Below are 24,608 nucleotides of genomic sequence, written 5' to 3' on the forward strand. Positions count from 1 at the left end.
AATAGTGCGTGATAATTATATTTTTATAAATTAACTGAGTGTTATTTTTTATATTTAGAATCAACTTCACTTTTTTTATATTTATTCATGACTAGTACGATATTAATTATGGATGTATTTTTTATAATATTAATGTTCATAAATAAATACCTTTAATTTAATTATGAAAAAAAAGCCTTATGAAAACATAAGGCTTTTAGAGAATAGCTAATATTTTATTTAATTAAACATTAAATAAGAAGTTCATTACATCGCCGTCTTGAACGATATATTCTTTACCTTCTGCACGCATTTTTCCTGCTTCTTTAGCGCCTTGTTCACCACCGTAAGTGATAAAATCGTTATAAGCGATAGTTTGAGCACGGATAAAGCCTTTCTCAAAGTCAGTGTGGATTTTACCTGCTGCTTGTGGTGCTGTTGCACCTACAGGGATTGTCCATGCACGTACTTCTTTAACGCCAGCAGTGAAGTAGGTTTGTAAGTTCAGTAATGAGTAACCCGCGCGAATAACACGGTTTAAGCCTGGCTCTTCAATGCCTAAATCTTGCATAAACTCTTCACGTTCTGCATCTTCTAACTCAGCAATATCTGCTTCGATAGCAGCACAAACAGGAACAACTACAGAGCCTTCTGCTTCTGCGATTTTGCGAACAGTTTCAAGATATGGGTTATTTTCAAAACCATCTTCATTAACGTTTGCAATATACATTGTTGGTTTTAACGTTAAGAAGCTTAAATAACGAATCGTTGCTTTTTCTTCTTCAGTTAAATCTAAAGCACGTAACATACCTGCGTTTTCTAAATGCGGTAAGCATTTTTCTAACACTTCCATTTCTGCTTTAGCAATTTTATCGCCACCTTTTGCTTTTTTCTGATTACGGTGCATTGCACGTTCACAGGTATCTAAGTCAGAAAGGGCTAATTCAGTGTTGATGGTTTCGATATCTTCAGCAGGATCAACTTTACCTGCAACGTGAATGATATTGTCATTTTCAAAACAACGAACCACATGGCCAATCGCTTCAGTTTCACGAATATTAGTTAGGAATTGGTTACCTAAACCTTCACCTTTAGATGCTCCTTTTACTAAACCCGCGATATCAACAAATTCCATTGTTGTTGGTAAAATACGCTGTGGTTTAACAATTTCAGCTAGTTTATCTAAACGAGGATCAGGCATTGGAACAACACCTGTGTTTGGTTCGATAGTACAGAATGGGAAATTGGCTGCCTCAATACCTGCCTTAGTTAAGGCATTAAACAGTGTAGACTTCCCTACGTTAGGCAGACCGACGATACCACATTTAAATCCCATAAACGTTCACCTTGTCACATAAAAACAACAGGAGGGAGTATTCCTGTTGTGTGCTGTTAAAAAAATTTGGCGCTATTATAGAGCAAATCCCTGTTTGATTAAATCATCAGGGATTAATCGCACAAAAGAAGAGGGGGGAGCTTTACCCTCTGAATATTAAAATCACTTAATTTATCAATATAATGATTATGCTTTAAAGCTATGTAAGCGGTTTATTGCTTTCTCATAACCATCACGCATTAAAATATCTGTGCATGAAAGTGCTTCATCAATAGCGTCATCAATTAATTTTTGCTCACTCATTGGTGGCTTACCTAATACAAAACCAACAACTTTATTTTTATCACCAGGGTGACCAATACCAATGCGTAAACGATAGAAGTTCGGATTATTAGCAAACTTACTTTGAATATCTTTTAATCCGTTATGACCGCCATTGCCACCACCTAACTTCATTTTGACAACACCGGGCGGTAAATCGAGTTCATCATGTGCAACTAAAATTTCATCAAGCTCGATACGATAGAAATTCGCCATCGCCTGTACCGCTTTACCACTTAAGTTCATAAAAGTTGTAGGTACTAATAATCGAACATCATTACCGTTCAAATTAATGCGCGCGGTGTAACCAAAGAATTTACTCTCTTCTTTTAGAGATTGTTGATGACGTTGAGCCAATAAATCAACATACCAAGCACCCGCATTATGGCGAGTCTGGGCATAATCTGCACCGGGGTTTGCTAACCCGACGATAAGTTTAATTTTACTCACAATAGCCTTTCACTGTTATCGTCTTAAAAGAAAGGCCATAGTTTACCTGTCTAAACTCAGAAGCACAAAATAGATTACATAGAATGTTTTTGGGGAATGATAAGTAGAGGAAATATCACCTTTTTGATTTAACAAAAAGAGCGAAAACGACAAAATTGGCGTTATTTTCTTCTTTTGAAAGAAAAAAACACATTTTTTGTGAAGATTTGTCAATAAATTTAGGAGCGATGTGATCTCTTCGACAATAACTTCTTAGTATTTATGGCTATAATAACTGCAAAGAACAAAAGGTTATTTCGATGTATTTTTTTGTTGAATCGTCTGACGACGCGCTTGGAGGTGCAACATGAAATATAAACATGCATTTGCAGTTGGTAATTTATGTATGGCTACGGGGATGATTGTGATGCTCGGTAGTCTTGGTTATACGCTTCTTACTCATATTTTCCCATTAGGGTTACCTGAATTTTTAGCAGATATCTCTTTAATGGGGATCTTTATTGGTGCTTTGGTTTGGTTAGCAGGCGCCCGTATTGGTGGTAGAGAAACAATCGCAGAAAGATATTGGTGGTTACGTAACCATGATGAACGTTATCGTCGTCATGACAATCACCGTTATCCATAATGTTGTTATCACAAATAAATATCAGATTAGATAAAAATAATAATGAAGTTAATAACTGATATTAAGTGAATAATAGTTGTCATTATGCATTGTAATACACACCTATAGACCCGTTTAATGATAACGGGTTTTTTTGTTGCCTAAAATCCTTATTCTAGAAAAAAATAACAAAAAACCCGCTATAACACAGGCTATAGCGGGTTTAGTTATCTCAAATTGCAATGAATGTTATAACAAATTAATGTTCAAACATCGCAGAAATTGACTCTTCATTGCTAATACGGCGAATTGCTTCAGCCAACATGCCAGAAAGGGTCAATGAGCGGACTTTATTTAATGCTTTGATTTCTGCTGATAACGGAATTGTATCGCAGACAACCACTTCATCAATAACAGAGCTTTTGATGTTCTCAACAGCATTACCAGAGAAGATTGGGTGAGTCGCATAAGCAAATACGCGTTTAGCACCACGTTCTTTCAGCGCTTCCGCTGCTTTACACAATGTACCGCCTGTGTCGATCATATCGTCAACAAGGATACAGTCGCGGTTAGCAACATCACCAATAATATGCATAACTTGAGAAACGTTAGCACGAGGGCGACGTTTATCAATGATAGCCATATCAGTGTCATTCAGAAGCTTAGCGATAGCACGAGCGCGAACAACACCGCCAATATCTGGAGAAACAACGATAGGGTTGTCCAAATCTTTTTGAAGCATATCTTCTAAAAGAATTGGGCTGCCGAAGACATTGTCAACCGGTACATCAAAGAACCCTTGGATTTGTTCTGCGTGTAAGTCACAGGTTAAAACACGGTCTACACCTACACTAGATAAGAAATCCGCAACAACTTTTGCCGTAATAGGAACACGGGCTGAACGAACACGGCGATCCTGACGGGCATAACCAAAGTAAGGAATAACAGCAGTGATACGACCAGCGGAAGCTCGACGTAATGCGTCAACCATGACCACTAATTCCATTAAGTTATCATTAGTAGGTGCACAGGTTGATTGAATGATAAATACATCACCACCACGTACGTTTTCGTTGATTTGCACACTGACTTCACCGTCGCTAAAACGACCTACAGCCGCGTCTCCTAGGCTAGTGTAGAGTCGGTTGGCAACACGTTGAGCCAGTTCCGGGGTTGCGTTACCAGCAAAAAGCTTCATATCGGGCACGAGAAAAACCTCAGGCTTGCGTCCAGAGAGAGATATTGTTGACCACTAAAGAACGTGTTTATGAACATAAGGTTTGTAAACATCATCCTACGGGTGCAATAACACAGGTATCCTTGAGCGGAATAAATGCAGAGGAGAAATGTTGGCGCCTTGCGCTACAAATCCATGCACCCACTCAGGGGCGTTAACTAACACTTCACTAGCGGCAACTTGTGAGTCGAACTCACCGAACACACAGGCACCTGTCCCAGTTAAGCGTGACGGTGCATATTCTAACAGCCACGAAAGCAGATATTCAACCTCACGAAAACGTTTTCTTGCGATCATTTCACAGTCATTCTCGAACGGAGCCTTTAATAATGCGCCAAGAGAGCGAATAGGAGAATTACGTTTTAATTCTGGATCTGTGAAGATTGTCGGTGTTGGAATGGAAATTCCGGGGTGTGCGACCAAATACCATTGCTCTTTTGGCTCTGCTGGGGTCAAAATTTCACCAACGCCTTCGGCGAACGCGGCATGGCCTTTTACGAAAACGGGAACGTCTGCGCCTAAACTAACACCTAATTCGGCTAAGGTTTCGTCACTTAATCCCGCTTGCCAATGGTAATTAAGTGCAATTAATGTCGTTGCTGCGTTAGATGAACCTCCACCTAAGCCACCTCCCATAGGAAGTTTTTTATCAACACTGATATCTGCACCGTGATACTGCAAAGGAATATTATGTTGCTGGCAATAATCACGTAGCAATTTAGCAGCTTTAATAATTAAATTATCTTTATCTTTCACACCATCAATCGGTGTCAGAATGGTTAACTGGGTATCATCACGAGGTGTAATGGTTAGTGTGTCGCCATAATCTAGAAACTGAAATAACGTTTGTAAATTATGATAACCATCAGGGCGTTTCCCCGTGATGTAGAGAAAAAGATTTAATTTGGCAGGAGAAGGCCAACTTAGTGTCATTGCTGTATATCCCAGTTATCCATTTTTAATTTGATAGTGCGTTCACCTTGTTTTAACTCAAGGCGTTGTGGCAGGTTGGGTGTGGTACTTGAATCATAAGCTTGGTAAGTTACAATCCAATCGCCTTCAGGTGCAGGTAGGGTGACAGATTTTAATAAGTGATTAGCATCTAATTCGAAATCAGTTGAATCACCCGGTAAACCAACAAGCCAAGCACGCAGATTTTTGAGTGGAATAACCATACCTGTGAGCTGGTAAATCATCTCAGCAGGGTTGTCGCTATAATATTTTTTACCATTATTATCGGTAACTTCAATCACACCAGGCATGACATTTAAATCGAGTTCTGTTGTGCCTAAAGGATTGGTAAGCAATAAGCGATAACGCTCATCGGCTCTGTCTTGCCAATAGAATCGGGCATAGGTTTTGTTTGTATCTTCGATATAAGCAAAAGCGCCTCGGGTTTCATATTGTGAAATTTGCTTTAATGCTTGTTGGCGAGCTTGCCATTGCACATCGTTATCAGATGCCGAACCTTGAGTCTTTATCTGATTTAGATTACAGGCACTCAGCAGCAACGCCGTTAGCGGGATAAGGCGCAGGAGTTGTTTGGTTGAAAAAAAGCGTGAATGCATAGCTGAGACATTCCTTTAATTCGTTATTAGTTGAAAAAAAGAGTATCATAAACCTTATGATATAACGATATTTCGTTAAATTGTGTATAGAAATCTCCTATCACTCAAGTAAGCTCTTTTATTGAATCTGTTCATCAAGTAGAATGGCGGAAATGAAGAGTCCATACTAAATGCGCTGTTTTAGGTTTACACTAAGTCAAGTCGCGAGGCGGTATTTATTCATAACTCGATATAGTTGATATGACGTTATTAGCATTAGGTATTAATCATAAAACAGCCCCCGTTGCTTTACGTGAGAAAGTCTCTTTTTCTCCCGATACTATGGGTGATGCCTTAAATAACCTCTTACAGCAACCCGCTGTCAGGGGCGGTGTCGTGCTGTCTACTTGTAACCGTACTGAGCTCTATCTTAGTATGGAAGACAAAGAAAATAGCCATGAACAGCTTATTCGCTGGTTATGTCAATATCACCAAATAGAGCCAAATGAACTGAAAAGTAGTGTCTATTGGCATCAAGATAATCAAGCTGTCAGTCACTTAATGCGAGTGGCAAGCGGTTTAGATTCTCTCGTATTAGGTGAACCGCAAATTTTAGGGCAAGTTAAAAAAGCCTTTGCCGATTCTCAAAATTATCACTCGCTCTCTTCAGAGCTGGAACGCCTGTTTCAGAAATCTTTTTCAGTTGCGAAAAGAGTGAGAACAGAGACACAAATTGGTGCTAATGCGGTTTCTGTTGCTTTTGCAGCTTGTACATTAGCGCGTCAAATCTTTGAATCGCTGTCTTCTTTGACTATCTTGTTAGTGGGGGCTGGCGAGACAATAGAGTTAGTCGCTCGTCATCTGCGTGAACATCAAGTCAAAAAAATCATTATTGCTAATCGAACAAAAGAACGTGCTCAGCGTTTAGCAAATGAAGTTGATGCTGAAGTCATTACATTATCAGAGATTGATGAATGTCTTGCTCAGGCTGATATTGTCATTAGTTCTACGGCAAGCCCATTACCGATTATTGGTAAGGGAATGGTTGAAAGAGCGCTTAAAAAACGTCGTAATCAACCAATGTTGCTGGTGGATATCGCGGTTCCTCGTGATATTGAACAAGATGTCGAAAAGCTTAATAACGTTTATCTTTATAGCGTTGATGATTTAGAAGCAATTATTCAACATAACCGTGAGCAACGCCAAGCCGCTGCAATCCAAGCAGAACATATTGTCCAGCAAGAAAGTGGGCAATTTATGGATTGGTTGCGAGCACAAGGTGCTGTGGGTGCAATTAGAGAATATCGAGACAGTGCCGAAATGTTACGTGCAGAAATGACAGAAAAAGCCATCACATTGATACAAAACGGAGCGGATGCAGAAAAAGTTATCCAACAGCTCTCTCATCAATTGATGAATCGTCTTATTCACTCACCAACAAAATCTCTTCAACAGGCTGCCAGTGATGGTGATATTGAACGCCTGAATCTATTACGTGAAAGTTTGGGTATTACCCATAATTAACTTTGTCTAACAGGATCTTAATCTACGAATGAAGCCTTCTATTGTCGCTAAGTTGGAAGCTCTACAAGAGCGTTATGAAGAAATTCAGGCACTTCTGTCAGAAGCTGATGTTATTGCCTCTCAGGAGCGTTTTCGTGCGCTTTCAAAAGAATACTCTCAATTAACTGACGTCACGGCTTGTTTTAGCCAATGGCGAAAAGTGCAAGACGATATCGAAGCAGCAGAAATGATGCTTGATGATCCTGAAATGAAAGAGATGGCACAAGAAGAGCTAAAAGAAGCACAAGCATTAAACGATGATTTAGAACAACAGTTACAAGTGCTGTTACTGCCTAAAGATCCTGATGATGAATTTAACTGTTTCCTTGAAATTCGTGCGGGAACAGGGGGAGATGAAGCAGCACTATTTGCGGGTGATTTATTCCGTATGTATAGCCGTTATGCTGAATCACGTCGCTGGCGTATTGAAGTCATGAATGCTAACGAAGGTGAGCATGGTGGCTACAAAGAAATTATCGCAAAAGTGGTTGGTGATGGCGCTTATGGTGTATTGAAATTCGAATCAGGCGGTCACCGTGTTCAACGTGTTCCTGAAACGGAATCTCAAGGTCGTATTCATACTTCTGCTTGTACGGTTGCCGTCTTAGCTGAAGTACCAGAAGCTGAATTACCAGAAATCAGTCCAAGTGACTTACGTATTGATACATTCCGTTCTTCAGGAGCTGGTGGTCAGCACGTTAATACCACCGATTCTGCTATCCGTATTACGCATATTCCAACAGGTATTGTAGTGGAATGTCAGGATGAACGTTCACAGCACAAAAACAAAGCTAAAGCGATGTCTGTATTAGGTGCGCGTATTCGAGCGGCTGAAATGCAAAAACGCCAAGAAGCAGAAGCCTCTGAACGTCGTAACTTATTGGGTTCTGGTGACCGTTCTGACCGAATTAGAACGTACAACTTCCCACAAGGTCGTGTAACAGATCACCGCATCAACCTAACGTTTTATCGCTTAGATGAAGTAATGGAAGGAAAATTAGATCCATTAATTCAGCCTATCGTGACCGAATATCAAGCGGATCAGCTTTCTGCACTTTCTGAGTTAAATTAATGAATTATGAACAATGGCTGCGTGAAGCAGCCTTGCAATTAATTGAAAGTGACAGCCCTAAACGTGATGCTGAAATTTTACTTGGGTACGTAACACAACGTACTCGCACTTATTTAATTGCCTTTAATGAAACGGTCCTTTCGTCAGACGAGTTAGCACAATTATCGAAATTACTGGTTCGACGTATTAAAGGTGAACCTATTGCCTATTTAGTCGGTGAAAGAGAATTTTGGTCACTGCCTTTAAAAGTCTCACCTGCAACACTAATTCCCCGTCCAGATACAGAATGCCTTGTTGAAAAAGCCTTAGAAAAACTACCATCAGAGCCGACTCGCATTCTTGATTTAGGAACAGGAACAGGAGCTATTGCGTTAGCAATGGCATCTGAACGCCCAGATTGCCATATTATTGGTGTGGATTTTCAAGCTGAAGCAGTGGCATTAGCGCAAGAGAATGCGACCAACTTAGCATTAAACAACACAGAATTTATGGAAAGTTGTTGGTTTAGTTCACTCTCAGGGTATCAATTTGGTATGATAATCAGTAATCCTCCTTATATTGATGAAAATGATGAGCATATTCATCAGGGGGATGTTCGTTTTGAACCTTTAACTGCATTAGTTGCTGGCAAAAATGGTTTTGCTGATATCGAGATTATCATTGAAACTGCTCGCCAGTTTTTAACTGATAATGGCTGGGTATTACTGGAACACGGCTGGCAACAAGGTGAAGGTGTACGTAATATATTTATTGATAAGGGTTACTGCTGTGTGGAAACTTTCCGTGATTATGGCGGTAATGAGCGAGTGACAGTAGGTCGTTGGAATTATGATAGAAACCATAGCTGATTACGAATTTAATAAAGCCCCTTTAGTTAAGGGCATGATCCTTATCTCTCAGGCTATTCGACCTGATTTTCCGACCACTTCTGTTGGTTATCAACTAGCGCAGTTAGTTGAACAGGCAGAAGCTGAAATTCCCCAACAAGGAAATACCAAAGAGCAGATAGAAGCATTGCTAAAACTGTTTTATAAGCAGTGGCACTTTAGTGGTGCAAGTGGCAAATATTGTCTTTCTGATACGTTATGGTTAGATAAAGTATTAGCGACACATGTAGGCTCTCCTGTTTCACTGGGTTCGATTCTTATTTATATCGCACAAGCATTAAATTTACCGTTAGTGCCGGTTATCTTTCCTACACAACTTATCATCAGAATAGATATTCCTAATGAACAACCGCTATTTTTAAATCCAATAAATGGTGAATATCTATCGGAACATACCTTAGAAGTTTGGTTAAAAGGGAATGTCGGCGGCTCTTCTGTATTATTAGAGGCAGATTTAGAAGAATCAGAATACAGTTCTATTATTCGTAAACTTTTGGATACATTGAAAGTTTCTTTAATGGAAGAAAAGAATATGGAGCAAGCATTAAAAGCCAGTGAAACGGTGTTAATGTTTGATCCTGAAGATCCTTACGAAATACGTGATCGTGGACTTATTTTTGCTCAGTTAGAGTGCAACCATGTAGCGATTTCAGACTTAAACTATTTTGTTGAGCAATGCCCTGAAGATCCCATTTCAGAGATGATCAAAATCCAAATTCATTCGATAGAACAAAATCCTATTGTTCTACATTAAAATTTAAGAAACGTACTTAATTAACACAGTACATTACAAACAGTATAGGGATAAATATGCAACATAAAGTGGTGAATATTGGTGATATCAAGGTAGCAAACGACCTGCCATTTGTGCTTTTTGGTGGCATGAATGTATTAGAATCGCGCGATTTAGCCATGCGTATTTGTGAGCATTACGTCACTGTAACTCAAAAACTGAATATTCCTTATGTATTCAAAGCTTCTTTTGATAAAGCAAACCGTTCTTCAATCCACTCTTACCGAGGCCCAGGCTTAGAAGAAGGGATGAAAATTTTCCAAGAGTTAAAAGAAACTTTTGGCGTTAAAATTATTACTGACGTTCATGAAGCTGCACAGGCTCAACCTGTATCAGAAGTAGTTGATGTGATTCAGTTACCTGCATTTTTAGCACGTCAAACTGATCTTGTTGAAGCGATGGCAAAAACTGGCGCTGTGATCAACGTAAAAAAACCTCAGTTTGTAAGCCCAGGTCAAATGGGAAATATCGTCGATAAGTTTAAAGAAGGCGGTAACGACCAAGTTATTCTATGTGATCGTGGTAGTAATTTTGGTTACGATAACTTAGTTGTTGATATGTTAGGCTTCCATGTCATGATGCAGGCCTCTCAAGGTGCACCCGTTATTTTTGATGTAACGCATTCATTACAGTGTCGTGACCCATTTGGTGCTGCATCAGGCGGACGTCGTGCGCAAGTTGCAGAATTAGCACGTGCAGGTATGGCTGTTGGTCTGGCTGGATTATTCCTTGAAGCTCACCCAGATCCAGATAATGCACGTTGTGATGGTCCATCAGCGTTGCCACTGGCAAAATTAGAGCCTTTCTTAGCTCAAATTAAAGCGATTGATGAAGTGGTAAAAAATTTCCCAGAGTTAGATACCAGTAAATAAAATGTGTTATGCAACTGCATACGGTTGTTAATATGTTCGGCGCTGATCTTCAGCGCCGTTATCACGAAAAAATTCATAAAATCACCCTTCATGGCGGTTTCAACTGTCCTAATCGAGATGGCACATTGGGACGGGGAGGCTGTACTTTTTGTAATGTTTCCTCTTTTGCTGATGAGCAAACGCAATATCATTCGATTGAAGAACAAATTGCATTACAAGCCAAAAATATTAACCGCGCACATCGTTATCTTGCCTATTTTCAAGCCTATACCAGCACTTATGCCGAAGTAGAATACCTACGTACTTTATATGAAACGGCATTATTACAAGCAGACATGGTTGGATTATGTGTCGGAACTCGACCAGATTGTGTTCCAGTTAGCGTATTGGATTTATTGCAAGGTTATCGCGATAAAGGCTATGAAGTATGGTTAGAACTTGGTTTACAAACGGCTCATGATAAAACATTGAAGCAAATTAATCGTGGGCATGATTTTCAATGTTATCAAGCGACCACTCGTGAAGTGCGTCGACGCGGTTTAAAGGTGTGTACGCATCTTATTGTTGGACTGCCACGAGAAGATCATCTGCTTAATATGCAAACATTAGAGCGTGTGGTAGAAACGGGCACTGATGGGCTTAAATTGCACCCATTGCATATTGTTGAAGGCAGTACGATAGCTAAAGCATGGAAAGCAGGGCGTGTTAATGCATTGACGCAAGAACAGTATGTTTATACTGCGGGTGAAATGATCCGCCATACTCCTCCTGAAATTATTTATCACCGTGTATGTGCCAGTGCCAGAAAACCCACCTTATTAGCCCCTGAGTGGTGTGAAAACCACTGGTTGGGTATGAATGCACTTTATCAAGATTTATTAAAAAAGGGTGTTCAAGGGAGTGGGATGGGTAATGCATTTATTCCTAATTCTAAATAAGCCATATTAAGAAATTACCGCACTATATGCATTTCAAATATGAATACTTTTTTAATTTATATTAAAAAATGCAATTCACTTTCTCTCAATATAAAATAGGTTGTAACTTTTTTAATCATATTGTACGCTTTCAATGTGTACATAGGAGGCAGTTATGGCTCAAACACTCGTAGAAAATAGTGAGAGAGTATCAATTCGTATTACTACAGAAGATAAATCACTGCTTGTTCGTGCAGCTAGTTTAGAAAACACAAATCTAACGGAATTTGTGCTTCGCAATGTCGTACCAGTGGCTCGACAAGTTATTGAAAACAATGAACGTTTAAAATTATCGGAAAAAGACACGTTACGTGTTATGGAACTTTTAGATAATCCGCCAAAGCCTAATGCTAAGTTACTGGCAGCGGCTTTTGCTCTACCGGACAAAGTATGACAATACCTAACTGGCATGAAGAAGCAATCAGTAAAAAGCATGATAGGCATACCTTTAATTGTGGCGATACAGCACTTAATCAATTCTTGTATCGCCACGCAAGACAGAATCATGAAAGTGGTAGTTCTAAAACTTATTTAGCTATCAATAGCAGTAATAATGCCATTATAGGCTATTACAGCTTGTGTCCTGCTTCTATAGAGTTTGAAAAAACACCTGAAATAATTAAACGTGGTTTAGCTCGCCATGATATTCCTGTTTTTAGACTTGCACGGTTAGCGACTGATTTATCAGTTCAAGGAAAGGGGCTAGGAGGACAATTACTTCTTACAGCAGGAAAGCGTTGTCTTGCAGTGGCAAGTGAATTGGGAGGTGTAGCATTGCTTATAGATGCAAAAAATGAACGAGTAGCTAATTGGTATATTAGCTACGGTGCTGTGCCACTATTGGATTCGCCCCTATCTTTATTAATTTCTTTTAAAACAATTTATACTGCACTTACAATGGCAAACAAAATATAAAATATGAATTATTAAAATAGCCCTTAATTAAATCACTTAAATTAAGGGCTAAATAGTTTTTATATTATTTGTAATAAACCACTACTGAATTAATTCCAAATCATCCAGTGCTTTTTGTAATGAAGGATAGAAATTCAGAGTATCTTCAATTGGTATGACTCTTGCTCTTGCCAATGTTTTTAAAGGCTGGAAAGGAATATCACAAACAATCACATGGGTATCATGTTTAACATCAGTGACAAAATGCTGGAATGCATGTAATCCTCCCGCATCTAATACAGGAACAGCATCCCATTGCATAATAACGGTTTTATAACCTTTACTACGTTCACGTAACTCATTAAAGATACGCTCAGCGGCGGCGAAGAACAGTGGACCATTAACACGGACAACTAATAACTGCTTATCATCATCAGTATAAGGGGATTCAGTTATTTTAGTCATATTGGCAATACGACGCATAAATAACAGTGAAGCCAACACAATACCGATAGTAATCGCAATAACCATATCAAAGAGAACGGTGAGCGATAAGCATAATACTAAGACAATAATATCGTCTTTAGGAGCGTGTCGAATAAGATCAATAACTTTACGCGCTTCACTCATATTCCATGCAACAATTAACAGCAGGGCGGACATTGCAGCTAAAGGTAAATAGGAAAGAAAAGGGGCTAATACAAGTAAAGTTAGCAATACTAATAATGAGTGAACAATAGCAGAAACAGGCGATGTTGCACCTGCACGCACGTTAGCAGCAGAACGTGCAATCGCCGCGGTTGCTGTAATACCACCGAAGAAAGGTGCGACAATATTACCAACACCTTGTCCGACTAACTCACCATTAGAGTGATGTTTTTTGCCTGTCATACCATCAAGCACAACCGCACATAATAATGATTCGATAGCACCTAACATTGCCATTGAAAAGGCTGCGGGTAATAAAGCAGAAATAGTGCTCCAATTTAATTCAAGTGATGTACCTGTACTTGGTAAATTCCAAGGTAAAACAAACTGAGGCAAAATAGGTGGAATACCTTGCCCAGTTGTTCCATTAGGAAGCATATAACTAAATTGCGAGCCAATTGTTGCAACATCATGACCGAACATATTTACAATACCCATTACTGCTGTACCTGCGATTAAAGCGGGTAAGTGTCCGGGTAAGCGTAAATTCAGTTTAGGCCAATAAATTAAAACCAACAGTGTTGTCAGACCGATAAGCGTATCACCAATATGGATAGTCGGTAATGCAGAGCCTAGAGCAATCACCTTATCAATATAGGTTTCTGGCACATGTGCTAATTCAAGACCAAAAAAGTCTTTTATTTGCATTGTAGCAATAGTGATAGCAATCCCCGAAGTAAATCCAAGTGTTACAGAAACAGGAATATACTCAATAAGCTTGCCAAAGCGAGCTAATCCCATAACTACTAAGATAACGCCAGACATGAGTGTAGCAATCAATAAGCCACTCAAACCAAACTGTTGTGATACGGGATAAAGGATCACAACAAAAGCGGCAGTAGGCCCTGACACGCTGTATCGAGAGCCACCAGAAACAGCAATGACTATACCGGCAATAGCTGCGGTATAAAGACCGTATTGCGGAGGAACACCGCTACCAATTGCCAAAGCCATGGCTAAAGGTATCGCGATAATTCCGACGGTGATCCCTGCAATAATATCTTTTAATAAACGCGCAAAAGAGTAAGGCTCTTTTACACATGCATCAATAAATGCACTAAAGGGGCGAACCCGGTTAACTTTATGAGTTTTCATTTAGGATTAAACCAAAATAAGAAGTCAGATGCCGAATAACGGCGATAAGGAAAAGAGAGGATATCGCTTTTATTCGCTGATAATAATGTGATACATCAAATTATTAATGCATATCTTAAAGCCTAGTAAAAATAAAATCAATTAAACTAACAAGTTAACCTAAATAGATAATGCAATGTATCTTATTGTATTTATTCTGTTGCTTGCTTGAAAATAAAGTTTAAATTTATTTTAAAATTATAAAAAGCGTTTTATTTTAGAATAAATGTCGTTTAGAGATAGAGTAATAAAAATCTTTTTACGTCATAAAAATCGGATAGACATAAATAACAATTACATAAGTTGTTTTAATTCATTAAAATTAATTATCAAAGCTTATTAAGCGATGAGAAATTATTAAATAAAACGATTAAGTAAAAAATAAAATAAAAAATGTGTTGTATACTAACAATAATATCATCAAAAAATGAAAAATTGCTGAATATAAACAAGTCAGTGAAGAGAAAACGAGGCTAAAAGTGTAGGAAATTTCGGACAAAAAAATAGAGCCTAGCTAAAAAGCTAGGCTCTATCTTAGAATATGGCGGTGAGAGAGGGATTCGAACCCTCGATACGTTGCCGTATACACACTTTCCAGGCGTGCTCCTTCAGCCTCTCGGACATCTCACCGTATTGTTGTTGGATATGTACTTAACATCTCTCAACGGGGCGCTACTATATGGAAAAGGATCATAGGCGTCAACAGCTAAATGCATTTTTCCCTTAACTTTTGTATCAAGCAGTCAAATAAAAAACAATATGCACAAATGCTAGACAAATTATGCAGTAAAGCAATACGAAGATGGATTGTTATATTGAAAAGAGAATTAAGAAATTCGTTAACTGGTTAACATTCTCAACATTTTTATTAACAACTTATTCAAAGAGACTTGAAATCAGAACGTAACCCTCGCACCCTATGATAAAAATGCTGGAGGAAGGCAAAATGAATATTATTTATTATCATCCTTTTTTTGACGCAGAAACATGGATTAATGGTATGAAGGCACGCTTGCCAAATGCCAATATACGCATCTGGGAACCTGGCGATAATCAACCTGCTGATTACGCTATGGTTTGGCTTCCTCCTTATGAAATGCTAGCCAGTCGCAATCAACTTAAAGGTATTTTTGCCTTAGGAGCAGGGGTCGATGCTATTTTAAAACAAGAACAACAAAAGCCGGGTACATTACCAACCGGTGTTCCTGTTATGCGTTTGGAAGACACCGGAATGGGGCTTCAAATGCAAGAATATGCGATTGCTAAAGTGATGTACTACTTCCGTCGAATGGATGATTATAAACGTCAACAATCACAACGTTTGTGGAAACAATTGCCTGCACACTCTTATGATAATTTTGTTATTGGTGTTTTAGGTGCTGGAGCTTTAGGTGGAAGTGTTGCGACTAAACTTGCCGAACTTGGTTTTAACGTTCGTTGCTGGAGTCGCAGTAAAAAACAAATTAAAAATGTTGAAAGTTTTTATGGTAAAGAGCAACTCAGTGATTTCCTCAAAGAGTGTAATTTACTTATTAACTTATTGCCTTATACACCAGAAACACACGGTATTTTGAATTTCTCACTTTTTGAGCAACTTAAACCTTCTTCTTATTTAATTAATTTAGCGCGTGGAGCACATTTAGTTGATCAAGATTTATTAGAGGCGATAGATCAAGGGCATATAGCTGATGCTACTTTGGATGTTTTTGCTCAAGAACCTTTAGCGGGTATGCACCCATTTTGGACGCATCCTCGTGTTTCTATTACGCCACATATCGCTGCTTTTACAATACCTAATATCGCAATGGATACAATTGTTGAAAATATCCAACGAATTGAAAAGGGCGAAACGCCTTGTGGCGTGGTTGATATGAAAAGTGGATATTAACACTATTTAATCTCTATTCTAATTTTATAAAATAGGCGATAAAATTTAGTTTTTCGCCTATTTTTTTGTCTGAGCTTTCAAAAAACATCATTTTCTCTTTTATTTATATTATGTAATAAAAATCTGACTATAAATAGATATCACTTACCGTTTATCTTGCTGATTATTACCTCAAATCTTAGTCTTTGAGGTGAAAAATGGCGAATAACATAATTGTGGCTAAACTTATCCATGCTGGAGTTTATGGTGATAAAAAAGAAAGTAAAAATTCTGCTGTAAACGCTTTAAATAATAGTGATAATACATATAGGAAAAATAAAAACAGTGAAAAAAAATGTTTTAATTCAATGAATAAAAATAATTATATCTATTTGGGTTCGACAAATAATACTGTATTTAACAATATGGGGGTTACATTAGAAGAAGATGGCTCATTATTACTAATTAGAGGGAAAACTCAAGATTTAATCATGGGCGAAATTGAGAAACATATTAAAGGTGGATTTGTTTATAATGGTTTTCATATAAAAGAAAAAGATAACCCGTTGATGAAATTTAAAGAAATTTATGTTGATTCTAATAAGGACTTAATTGGAAGTGAACGAATAGGTAATTATGTTAACGGAAATAAAGAGACAGGTAATAAATTATATAAAATAAAGTTTAATAAGATTGAGAATAAATATGATTTAAATGAAAGAAAATCAGATAATAGATCGAATAAAAAAACACAAGATAAAGTCACGGATAAAAAATCATTAGATGATGGTTTGGGAAATATTCATATTGCATGTGAAGAATATACACCTGATCCTACTGAAAAACATGACCTGTCTAGTCTAAATAACATTGTGGAGCAACAAGAAAATAATATATTAAAAGTTAATAGACAAGGTTTGAGATTTACAATATCGCTGAAAGATAACCAACTTTTTGTTTCTGGTTTACCTGCAACTTTATCTGAAGATGAGGTGGACTCAAAGGATAAAGAATATCTAGTTAAATTGCCATTAAAACCCAAAGACAAAATAGTGGCAATTAAACCAGTAAGTGATCAAATTCAAATAATTGTTGATAGAGAAGAGAAAACAAAAATATACTATATGAATCCTTCTTTAATATTTGCAATTAAGGATTATGATTATAAAATTCGAAGACTAGAACAGCAACCACCATTATCATTTTATTCCTTGGTTGGAGAGAATAACTATAATAATTACCACTCAGGGCAACCATTTTCTTCTCAAAGTGCCGGTAATTTCAGTAGTCGTCATATTCCATTTTTTTCATCGGTAATTGATAATTTTAGAATACATGTGGGTAAAGCTAAACAGCAACGAGCACTAAAAAACTATAAAACAATGAAATTAAATATTGTTAAAAGTGTTGATCCTGGATTTAGAGGACTTTTTTCCAATATAAAAGGATTTCTTAATACGTCAACAACACCATGTGATGATAAATATAAAGCATTACATAGTGCTAAAGCAAATAAAGAATCACTTTATGCGGTATTAAATAACTATGTTAGCGGAATTAGTAATCGAAAGACTCAAGGGGAAGTTGTTTATTCTATAGTTAAAGATCTAAAAGAAAAAAATAGTATTACCATTGCAAATGATAATAGCAGTCGTGCTTTTTTTGGTACAAGTGCATTTAATTTAACCAAAAAAATTAACGTTAATGTTTTTTTGTTAGCGAGTTATTCAAAAACTCATTCATTAACACTTTCGAAAAATGAAAATAATCAAGTAAAGTTTTCATTTATAAATAAAAAAGAAGCAGATTTATCTGTTGGATTATCTGCCGGTATTGGTGGCCATAAAAAAAGATGGCAAAAAAGCAATACAGATTATGGTGTTATGACACCAATACTGGCGAGTACATATCTTAGTTTAAATTATGAAAGAGAATCTAATTTTTCATTTGAAATTGATTTGAATGATGTTGTTGAGTTTATTGATAAAGAATTAGATATTAGTTCAAGTAAACTGGAAAATCATACAACATTTAATGATAATAAAAATATATCAGCTGGAATAAGTTTTGATATCAGAAGCGAACTTAGCGCTGATGTGAATTTAAAAATAGGTAGTAATATAGAGGCTACAATACCGAGAAATGCAGTAGGGACAAGTGCTATTGCATCATTATTAAAATTAAATATAAATATTAATAAATTTTTTGACTATGGAAAAATAGACTTCGCTGAAAAAGACACTGTAATTGATTTGAAATTGTTTGAAATACTTATTGATGTTTATAGGGATTTAAAATTTTTTCCATCAACAACACGCACGACTAATGAGATACAGTGGTACCCACTTGCAACAATGAAAAATTTTGAATTTATGCTACAAAAGAAAATTAATAATTTATTTAATATAAATATTTTTGATAGTAAAAAGTTAAAAGATGAAAAAGAATTTGAAAATAATAGAAGAGAATTAAAAGATATATATAAGCGTATCTTAAAAACAAATAAATTATTTGATCAGCATCCCACCAGTGTTAATGTTAATAAAACTATTAATAAACTTGATAGTGTTTATTTGAAAATGTTATCGAATAAGAAAACCATAGATAAAATACATAAAGATAATTTTATAAATTATATTGATGATACTGATAATCATGATGATGTTACTAATTATAGTGCTGAAGTTTCTAAATACTTAGATAGCCTAAGTGTTAAAAAACGTAAATTACAGCAATTTTTATTAGATCTAAAAGAGAAAAAGATGATTTTATCTTCACAAGAAAAAAAGAATATGAATGAAAAATTTGAATCTTATTCTATTTTTAAATATAAGCTAAATGAAAGAAGTGAAAATATTTATAAAAATACCAGAGATGAATTTTATGAGATGATAAAAAATATAAAAACGAATAAATATTTATCATTAAAAAATATTAAAAATGAGTTAGATAACTTATTTAATAAATGTGATAAAGAACTAAATAGAATGGAGTATAAATTAGATAGTATAGATATCATGTCTATTAGTGAAATATCAGATAAAGTAAAATCAGTACCCTTAGTACTCGTGAAGTTAGAGAAGAAAAAAGGAATTATTCATCATCAAATAAAAGGTGAAATTAAGTTCAATTATGACAAATATGATAAGAAATTAGAAAACATATCAACAAGTTATTATTTTTAGTAAAACATTTATTTATCTTATGTGTTTTTTAATTAAGAACAAAGATACCAATTAATAACACTATGTTTTTAAATGTTTTTTCAAGTATCATACAAAGAATATTATGTTATTGATGTTGCAATTTCATCTATTTGTAGAGTTTGATTCTGATTAATTGGTGTTATCGGGAAGATAAGTTTATTAAATTGTAGTTTCACTTAACTTGGTGGTATAAAGTCGTTTCCCATGTTAATAAGATAATATACTTAATGAATATAGCAGAACTTCTTGAGCAAATAGCAGAGAAAGGATGGTGTGTATGGGATGATTTCCTTACACCCGAGGCTGTTCAACAACTGCGAGCTTGTTTTGGTGACAACGCACAACAAGCTCGTATTGGGCGTCATGAAAATCGGCAGGCAGAGACGGCGATACGTAGTGATAAAATCAGTTGGTTAGAACCAGAAATGGGAACACCCGTTCAGCATTATTTAATGCAAATGGAGTCTATTCAACGTGCTGTAAATCGTGAGTTTTTTCTTGGGCTTTTTGAATATGAAGCGCATTTTGCTTGTTATGAAAAAGGCGCTTTTTATAAAAAACATCTGGATGCATTTAAAGAAAATGTGACTCGGCGATTAACGACAGTATTATATCTTAATGAGGATTGGAAAAAAGAAGATGGCGGCGAGTTAATTATTTATGATTTGGAAGATAATAAACTTGCAACAGCCGCTCCTAAAGGGGGGCGTTTAGTTGTTTTCCTTTCAGAACAGTTCCCTCATGAAGTACTTCCTACTAATAAAGAGAGAATAAGTATTGCAGGATGGTTTCGTGTGAATGGTGTAAGAGATAATTTTCTCGATATAGCCAGTTAAAAAATACAATAAAATGCTGTTGTCATAAAGTCGTTTTTAATACTTTTTTATAAAACTGCTTTAAAAGATAAGTAGCATGGGATTAGGCGCGTTTCTTATATTAAGTAAAAGACTTAATAATAAGAGCGCGTTTTTTCTATTTTAAGCGATTAAAGATAGTAAAATTAATATTAACAATAAAAGAGAAATGACGAAAAAAGTTGATTTTCTTACCATTAAAAGCACAATAATACGAAACTTTTTAGGATAAAAATACAATGAATGAATTCTCAATAGTTTGCCGACTTTTAGGCACATTATTTCAGCGTGGCCCTAAGGATCCTATTTTATCGCCAATTATTACAATGATTGGTGAAGGAAAACTTAGTCAGCTATGGCCATTAGAGCAAGAGGAGCTCTTTAATACCTTAAAAAACAGTGTCAAAGATTTGGCTATTGTTGAAGCTGATTATCAATCCCTTTTTGGTGGCGAAGCGCCAGCTGTGTCTGTTTATGCCCATGATTATGAAAAGATCAAAGAAGACGATATTCGTCAATTTTTAGTCACAAGGGGTATGCCTGTTACTGACAATGCAACAGACAGCTTTGGTGCTTTATTACTTGCTGCTTCATGGCTTGAAGATAATTCAGCGGAAGATGAAGTATTAGCTCAAATAGAATTATTTGATGAATATCTGCTGCCTTGGGCTGGCACATTTTTAGGTAAGGTTGAAGCTCATGCTACTAGTGGCTTTTATCGTACACTAGCAGGTATTGCTCGTGGTGCATTATCAGCATTACGTGAAGAACTCTCTGATGATGAAGAGAGTGACGATACAGAAGATACGCAAGCAGAGTGATATAAATATTTCTTTGTAAAAGTATTTTATTATTCATAAAAAAGGCAAACCATTAGGTTTGCCTTTCTCATTAATGACGATAAATATTTTTAATCAACTCGCGTAACTATTAGAGTTGGATCACGAATTTACCCGGTTTAACTTCAATTCCTTTAGCCAGTTTAAACGCGGCAGCTTCAGCACTGTTTTTTTCTGGATTAAGAACATAAACAGGGTGATTATCAAAGTAAGTCGTAATGGTTGTATCTAAATAAGGTTTTAGTGCCACAACCACTGCATCCATTTTCTCTGGAGAGACTTTGTAACTATCAATAGCCATTGATTTTATGTATATCGCCCCTTTATCAGCTTGATAAAAAGGTTGGCCTGATAACGTAAGTTCAACTTTAGCGCTTGTTTTACCTAAAAATGAGTTAATTTTTAGATCTGTTGTGCCAGAAAGGCTAATTTTACCCGGTTCAGTACGACCAATTTGAATGGAAAGATTACTTAATTTAATATCAGCAGATACAACTTCATTTTCACCAATATGTTTCTGAAGATTTATCTTTTGACTGATATAGTCATTAATAAGGTTTTCACTTACATCAAATTGCTTGAGCTGTTCACACCCTGTGATTAAGCTAGTTAATACTAATATAGCTGTTAGAAAAATTGCTTTCATAAACACTCCTTGATCATTGATAACTAAGAGTTTACCCGATCTTTAAGGAGTAAGCATGGCTGTTTCTATTTTTTTACGATTAAATTGACGATGTAACGCATAAAGTGTTATTAAACCTACGGTTCCTAGTAAGAACCAAGGTAACTCAGGCATATCAAATTGATTCCCTAAATCATACATCCATCCACCACCTGTATATCCAATAGCGCCCCCAAATGCCAAGCCTAAGCGGCTAAAACCCATATAACTACCACGAGCGCGAGGATCTGCAAGTGATGCACTTAATGTTTCGCGTGCAGGCTCTGCTGTAATAGTACCAAGATAAAACAGGCCAATAATCAAGAAAATACCTTGTAATGAATGGATCATGCCAACAGGGAACATGCTGATACTCATTAAAAATAAGCCAGTCATTAAACGCTGTTCTAATTTGAAACGTTTCTCACTCCAGCGAGCAATAGGATAAAGCAACGTTAAAGAAAGCAGAGCTTCAATGGCATACATCCATTTTACTGCCGTTGGCGTACCCGCAATATCATTGACGATAATAGGAAACATCAACATAACTTGAACAGATAATACAAAATAACCTGTCAGCGTTAAGACATAACTGACAAAACGCTTATCAAGACATACTCGTTTTAACCCTTCTTTAATAGGTGTTCGGGTTGTGGAGATACGATAAGCAGGTAATAACCAAGCATTAAATAAGGCGGCGATAACAAAAACACCAGCACCAACCCAGCATACTAAATGAAAATCATATTGTAATAGCCAGCTACCGATGAGTGCACCAATAACGGCACCTGCACTATCTTGCATTAATAATAAAGAATAAAAACGACCGCGTTCATAGGGGCGGGTTAATTTTATAACCAGCGCTGTGCGAGGCGGATCAAATAAAGTTCCACCTAATGCAGATAAAATGCAAGATAACCAAAGTATCCAAGGTTGATCTGCCATTGCCATTAAAGCAAAACCTAAAGCGCGTAATAACATGCCTGTTATTATCATTGGTTTTGCACCAAAACGGTCTGCAATGGCGCCGCCAAAAATGCCAAGGCCTTGTTGTACTAATTGTCTAAGTCCTAAAGCAAAACCGACAATAACACCAGCCCAACCCAATTGTTCGACGAAACGAATAGAAATAAGTGGAAAAACGACGAAAAAACCTAAGACAACTAACATATTGTCAATTAGGAGGAAGTATTTACCCAAAGTACGGGCTTGTGTTACCAGCGCCATTACTCACCATCAATAAGCAAATAATTTAAATAAAATAAGGGGGGAATGAAATAATTTATTTCTTCGACTATTCTGTCTCTAAATGTTCATAATTCCTAGTAAATTAAAGATGATATTTTTTTATTAAGGTTAGTGGCAGAATAAGAAGAGTTGCTTCAGAATTAGACTTATTTATATCAAAGGATAATGAGATCGTAATGTTTGGTTATCGTGGCGGAATTCCTAAAATTCGTTTTGAAACACAAAGAATGGTAATTCGTTTAGCATACGAACGAGATGCTGAAAGATTGGCTGATTATTATACATTAAATCGTCGTTTTTTAATTCCGTGGGAACCCGTAAGAGATAAAACACATTATATACCCTCTGGTTGGGAACACCGTTTACAATATATGAATGAATTACACCGACAAGAAAGCGCTTTTCATTTTCTGCTGTTAACACAAAAAGAAGATGAAATTATTGGTGTCGCTAATTACAGCAATGTTATGCGTGGCGCTTTTAATGCCTGTTTTTTAGGCTATTCAGTCGGTGAAAAATGGCAAGGTCAAGGTTATATGTCTGAAGCTTTAACTGAAACACTTCGTTATATGCAGAGACAGCAGGGAATGCATCGTATTATGGCGAATTATATGCCTCATAATTTACGTAGTGGAAATTTATTAGCTAAACATGGTTTTGAACGTGAAGGCTACGCTAAAAACTATCTACAAATTAATCAAGAGTGGCGAGATCACGTACTGACTGCATTAACAACACGAACTTATTTTAAACGTTAAATATTGGTCATAACGAAAGAAAAGCACTGTTTATAATTATATTAAAAACGTCTTTATGTCAGTGCTTTTAGCCTCTTTTCGATGATGATAGCGGTATTTAATAAGCCATCTGTTCGGTTTTTTTCAACATATAGTACCAATGTTGAATATGGAAAATAGACTGTGTTAAGCGTGATGACTCTTCTTTTTCAATATAAAACCCATTCTTTTGATACAAATAAAGCGCACCTTCATGATGAATATCGACATAAAGTGATAAATACGCTTTTTTCAGAATATCTTTACTATATTGGGTTATCCACTCCAGTATAGCGTAGGCAATACCGTGACCTTGATATGATGATAAAACGGCAATATGTGCCAAGTAAGCCTCATTTTCATTTGGTGTATAATCAAATAAAGAAAAGAAAATCTTTTGCTTAATATAATGAGTAATACCAAAACGCCAATAATTTAAGGATGGTGTTTTAATAAAGGGATTTGCAATAAAGTCGTTTTCTTTTATTACTAAGCAAAATGTTGCGATAATTTTTCCATTATCAGTGACAACAAATTGTTGGCTATTTTTTTTACATGCTAATGAATTCCAAATAGCTCCTAATTGCTGACGTTGATTAGGATTAGTGCTATCAATATTAAAAGCATTTAATTTAAAACGAAATGCTTGTGCAAATAATTGAATAATTTCAGGAATATCTGAAGGCTCTGCAACACGAAGCTGATAGTGTTCATTAAGTAATTGCATGATATCGTTACTCTGCAATAATAGGGTTAACTTTTTAGACTGTTTGGTCTAGT

At 36.3% G+C, this 24,608-nt stretch carries 23 protein-coding genes and 1 tRNA gene; 14 read left to right on the forward strand and 10 right to left on the reverse strand.

The window, feature by feature from the left end; all coding sequences use genetic code 11:
- Positions 1–223: 223 nt before the first annotated feature.
- Positions 224–1,315 carry a redox-regulated ATPase YchF gene (gene ychF / locus GTK47_RS11815; RefSeq protein WP_072064039.1) on the reverse strand — a complete coding sequence of 364 codons (1,092 nt, stop codon included), beginning with the start codon at positions 1,313–1,315 and terminating at the stop codon, positions 224–226.
- Positions 1,316–1,501: 186 nt separating this feature from the next.
- Positions 1,502–2,086, reverse strand: a complete 585-nt coding sequence (gene pth / locus GTK47_RS11820) for an aminoacyl-tRNA hydrolase (protein WP_036912918.1) — start codon at positions 2,084–2,086, stop codon at positions 1,502–1,504.
- A gap of 346 nt (positions 2,087–2,432) precedes the next feature.
- Here pth and ychH point away from each other — a divergent pair, with 346 nt between their 5' ends.
- Complete coding sequence (ychH, locus tag GTK47_RS11825; protein WP_165123391.1) at positions 2,433–2,711, forward strand: stress-induced protein YchH; 279 nt, start codon at positions 2,433–2,435, stop codon at positions 2,709–2,711.
- Between the two features lie 238 nt (positions 2,712–2,949).
- Here ychH and prs read toward each other — a convergent pair whose 3' ends face one another.
- The 3 genes from prs to lolB all read right to left on the reverse strand — a co-directional run bounded on the left by prs (position 2,950) and on the right by lolB (position 5,495).
- Complete coding sequence (gene prs / locus GTK47_RS11830) at positions 2,950–3,897, reverse strand: ribose-phosphate diphosphokinase (protein WP_036912921.1); 948 nt, start codon at positions 3,895–3,897, stop codon at positions 2,950–2,952.
- A gap of 87 nt (positions 3,898–3,984) precedes the next feature.
- Positions 3,985–4,860, reverse strand: a complete 876-nt coding sequence (ispE, locus tag GTK47_RS11835; RefSeq protein WP_165123393.1) for a 4-(cytidine 5'-diphospho)-2-C-methyl-D-erythritol kinase — start codon at positions 4,858–4,860, stop codon at positions 3,985–3,987.
- Positions 4,857–5,495 (reverse strand): lipoprotein insertase outer membrane protein LolB, encoded by a 639-nt coding sequence (gene lolB, locus GTK47_RS11840; protein WP_165123395.1) that lies wholly within the window; start codon positions 5,493–5,495, stop codon positions 4,857–4,859. The genes ispE and lolB overlap by 4 nt, the downstream gene beginning before the upstream one ends.
- 240 nt (positions 5,496–5,735) lie before the next feature.
- On the opposite strand from lolB, the gene hemA reads away from it, so the two are divergent.
- The 8 genes from hemA to GTK47_RS11880 all read left to right on the forward strand — a co-directional run bounded on the left by hemA (position 5,736) and on the right by GTK47_RS11880 (position 12,553).
- On the forward strand, positions 5,736–6,998 hold the full coding sequence (gene hemA / locus GTK47_RS11845) for a glutamyl-tRNA reductase (protein ID WP_165123397.1): 1,263 nt from the start codon (positions 5,736–5,738) through the stop codon (positions 6,996–6,998).
- A gap of 28 nt (positions 6,999–7,026) precedes the next feature.
- Positions 7,027–8,109 carry a peptide chain release factor 1 gene (gene prfA, locus GTK47_RS11850; RefSeq protein WP_165123399.1) on the forward strand — a complete coding sequence of 361 codons (1,083 nt, stop codon included), beginning with the start codon at positions 7,027–7,029 and terminating at the stop codon, positions 8,107–8,109.
- Positions 8,109–8,957 carry a peptide chain release factor N(5)-glutamine methyltransferase gene (gene prmC, locus GTK47_RS11855; RefSeq protein WP_165123401.1) on the forward strand — a complete coding sequence of 283 codons (849 nt, stop codon included), beginning with the start codon at positions 8,109–8,111 and terminating at the stop codon, positions 8,955–8,957. The genes prfA and prmC overlap by 1 nt, the downstream gene beginning before the upstream one ends.
- On the forward strand, positions 8,941–9,750 hold the full coding sequence (sirB1, locus tag GTK47_RS11860; RefSeq protein ID WP_165126595.1) for an invasion regulator SirB1: 810 nt from the start codon (positions 8,941–8,943) through the stop codon (positions 9,748–9,750). The genes prmC and sirB1 overlap by 17 nt, the downstream gene beginning before the upstream one ends.
- 56 nt (positions 9,751–9,806) lie before the next feature.
- Positions 9,807–10,661, forward strand: a complete 855-nt coding sequence (gene kdsA, locus GTK47_RS11865; protein ID WP_088495432.1) for a 3-deoxy-8-phosphooctulonate synthase — start codon at positions 9,807–9,809, stop codon at positions 10,659–10,661.
- Between the two features lie 8 nt (positions 10,662–10,669).
- Complete coding sequence (locus GTK47_RS11870; protein ID WP_165123403.1) at positions 10,670–11,599, forward strand: TIGR01212 family radical SAM protein; 930 nt, start codon at positions 10,670–10,672, stop codon at positions 11,597–11,599.
- 154 nt (positions 11,600–11,753) lie between these two features.
- Complete coding sequence (locus GTK47_RS11875; RefSeq protein WP_165123405.1) at positions 11,754–12,032, forward strand: DUF1778 domain-containing protein; 279 nt, start codon at positions 11,754–11,756, stop codon at positions 12,030–12,032.
- Positions 12,029–12,553: a GNAT family N-acetyltransferase gene (locus GTK47_RS11880; protein ID WP_165123407.1), complete on the forward strand. Its 525-nt coding sequence runs from the start codon at positions 12,029–12,031 to the stop codon at positions 12,551–12,553. Before GTK47_RS11875 ends, GTK47_RS11880 begins: the two co-directional genes overlap by 4 nt.
- A gap of 81 nt (positions 12,554–12,634) precedes the next feature.
- Here GTK47_RS11880 and dauA read toward each other — a convergent pair whose 3' ends face one another.
- Together dauA and GTK47_RS11890 are read right to left on the reverse strand one after the other, a co-directional pair.
- Complete coding sequence (gene dauA, locus GTK47_RS11885; RefSeq protein ID WP_165123409.1) at positions 12,635–14,335, reverse strand: C4-dicarboxylic acid transporter DauA; 1,701 nt, start codon at positions 14,333–14,335, stop codon at positions 12,635–12,637.
- 581 nt (positions 14,336–14,916) lie between these two features.
- Positions 14,917–15,004 (reverse strand) — tRNA-Ser (locus GTK47_RS11890).
- Between the two features lie 316 nt (positions 15,005–15,320).
- Between GTK47_RS11890 and ghrA the strand changes: the two genes are divergently transcribed.
- The 4 genes from ghrA (at position 15,321) to GTK47_RS11910 (ending at position 21,122) form a co-directional block, all read left to right on the forward strand.
- Positions 15,321–16,262 (forward strand): glyoxylate/hydroxypyruvate reductase GhrA, encoded by a 942-nt coding sequence (ghrA, locus tag GTK47_RS11895; RefSeq protein WP_165123420.1) that lies wholly within the window; start codon positions 15,321–15,323, stop codon positions 16,260–16,262.
- 197 nt (positions 16,263–16,459) lie between these two features.
- Positions 16,460–19,426, forward strand: coding sequence for a hypothetical protein (locus GTK47_RS11900; RefSeq protein WP_165123422.1), 2,967 nt, complete (start codon positions 16,460–16,462; stop codon positions 19,424–19,426).
- A gap of 248 nt (positions 19,427–19,674) precedes the next feature.
- Positions 19,675–20,283: a 2OG-Fe(II) oxygenase gene (locus GTK47_RS11905; protein WP_165123424.1), complete on the forward strand. Its 609-nt coding sequence runs from the start codon at positions 19,675–19,677 to the stop codon at positions 20,281–20,283.
- 257 nt (positions 20,284–20,540) lie between these two features.
- The gene (locus GTK47_RS11910; RefSeq protein WP_165123426.1) at positions 20,541–21,122 is read left to right on the forward strand and encodes a molecular chaperone; all 582 of its coding nucleotides are present in this window, start codon (positions 20,541–20,543) and stop codon (positions 21,120–21,122) included.
- Between the two features lie 109 nt (positions 21,123–21,231).
- Here GTK47_RS11910 and GTK47_RS11915 read toward each other — a convergent pair whose 3' ends face one another.
- Both GTK47_RS11915 and mdtH read right to left on the reverse strand, forming a co-directional pair.
- A complete protein-coding gene (locus GTK47_RS11915; protein ID WP_165123428.1) occupies positions 21,232–21,786 on the reverse strand; it encodes a lipoprotein in 555 nt (184 codons plus the stop codon).
- Between the two features lie 42 nt (positions 21,787–21,828).
- Positions 21,829–23,031 carry a multidrug efflux MFS transporter MdtH gene (mdtH, locus tag GTK47_RS11920; protein ID WP_165123430.1) on the reverse strand — a complete coding sequence of 401 codons (1,203 nt, stop codon included), beginning with the start codon at positions 23,029–23,031 and terminating at the stop codon, positions 21,829–21,831.
- 197 nt (positions 23,032–23,228) lie between these two features.
- Between mdtH and rimJ the strand changes: the two genes are divergently transcribed.
- Positions 23,229–23,810 (forward strand): ribosomal protein S5-alanine N-acetyltransferase, encoded by a 582-nt coding sequence (rimJ, locus tag GTK47_RS11925; protein WP_075671035.1) that lies wholly within the window; start codon positions 23,229–23,231, stop codon positions 23,808–23,810.
- Positions 23,811–23,907: 97 nt separating this feature from the next.
- Here the strand turns inward: rimJ and GTK47_RS11930 are convergent, their stop codons facing one another.
- Positions 23,908–24,555, reverse strand: coding sequence for a GNAT family N-acetyltransferase (locus GTK47_RS11930; RefSeq protein ID WP_165123432.1), 648 nt, complete (start codon positions 24,553–24,555; stop codon positions 23,908–23,910).
- Between the last annotated feature and the right edge of the window lie 53 nt (positions 24,556–24,608).

The organism is Proteus sp. ZN5 (assembly GCF_011046025.1).
Classification (GTDB): domain Bacteria; phylum Pseudomonadota; class Gammaproteobacteria; order Enterobacterales; family Enterobacteriaceae; genus Proteus.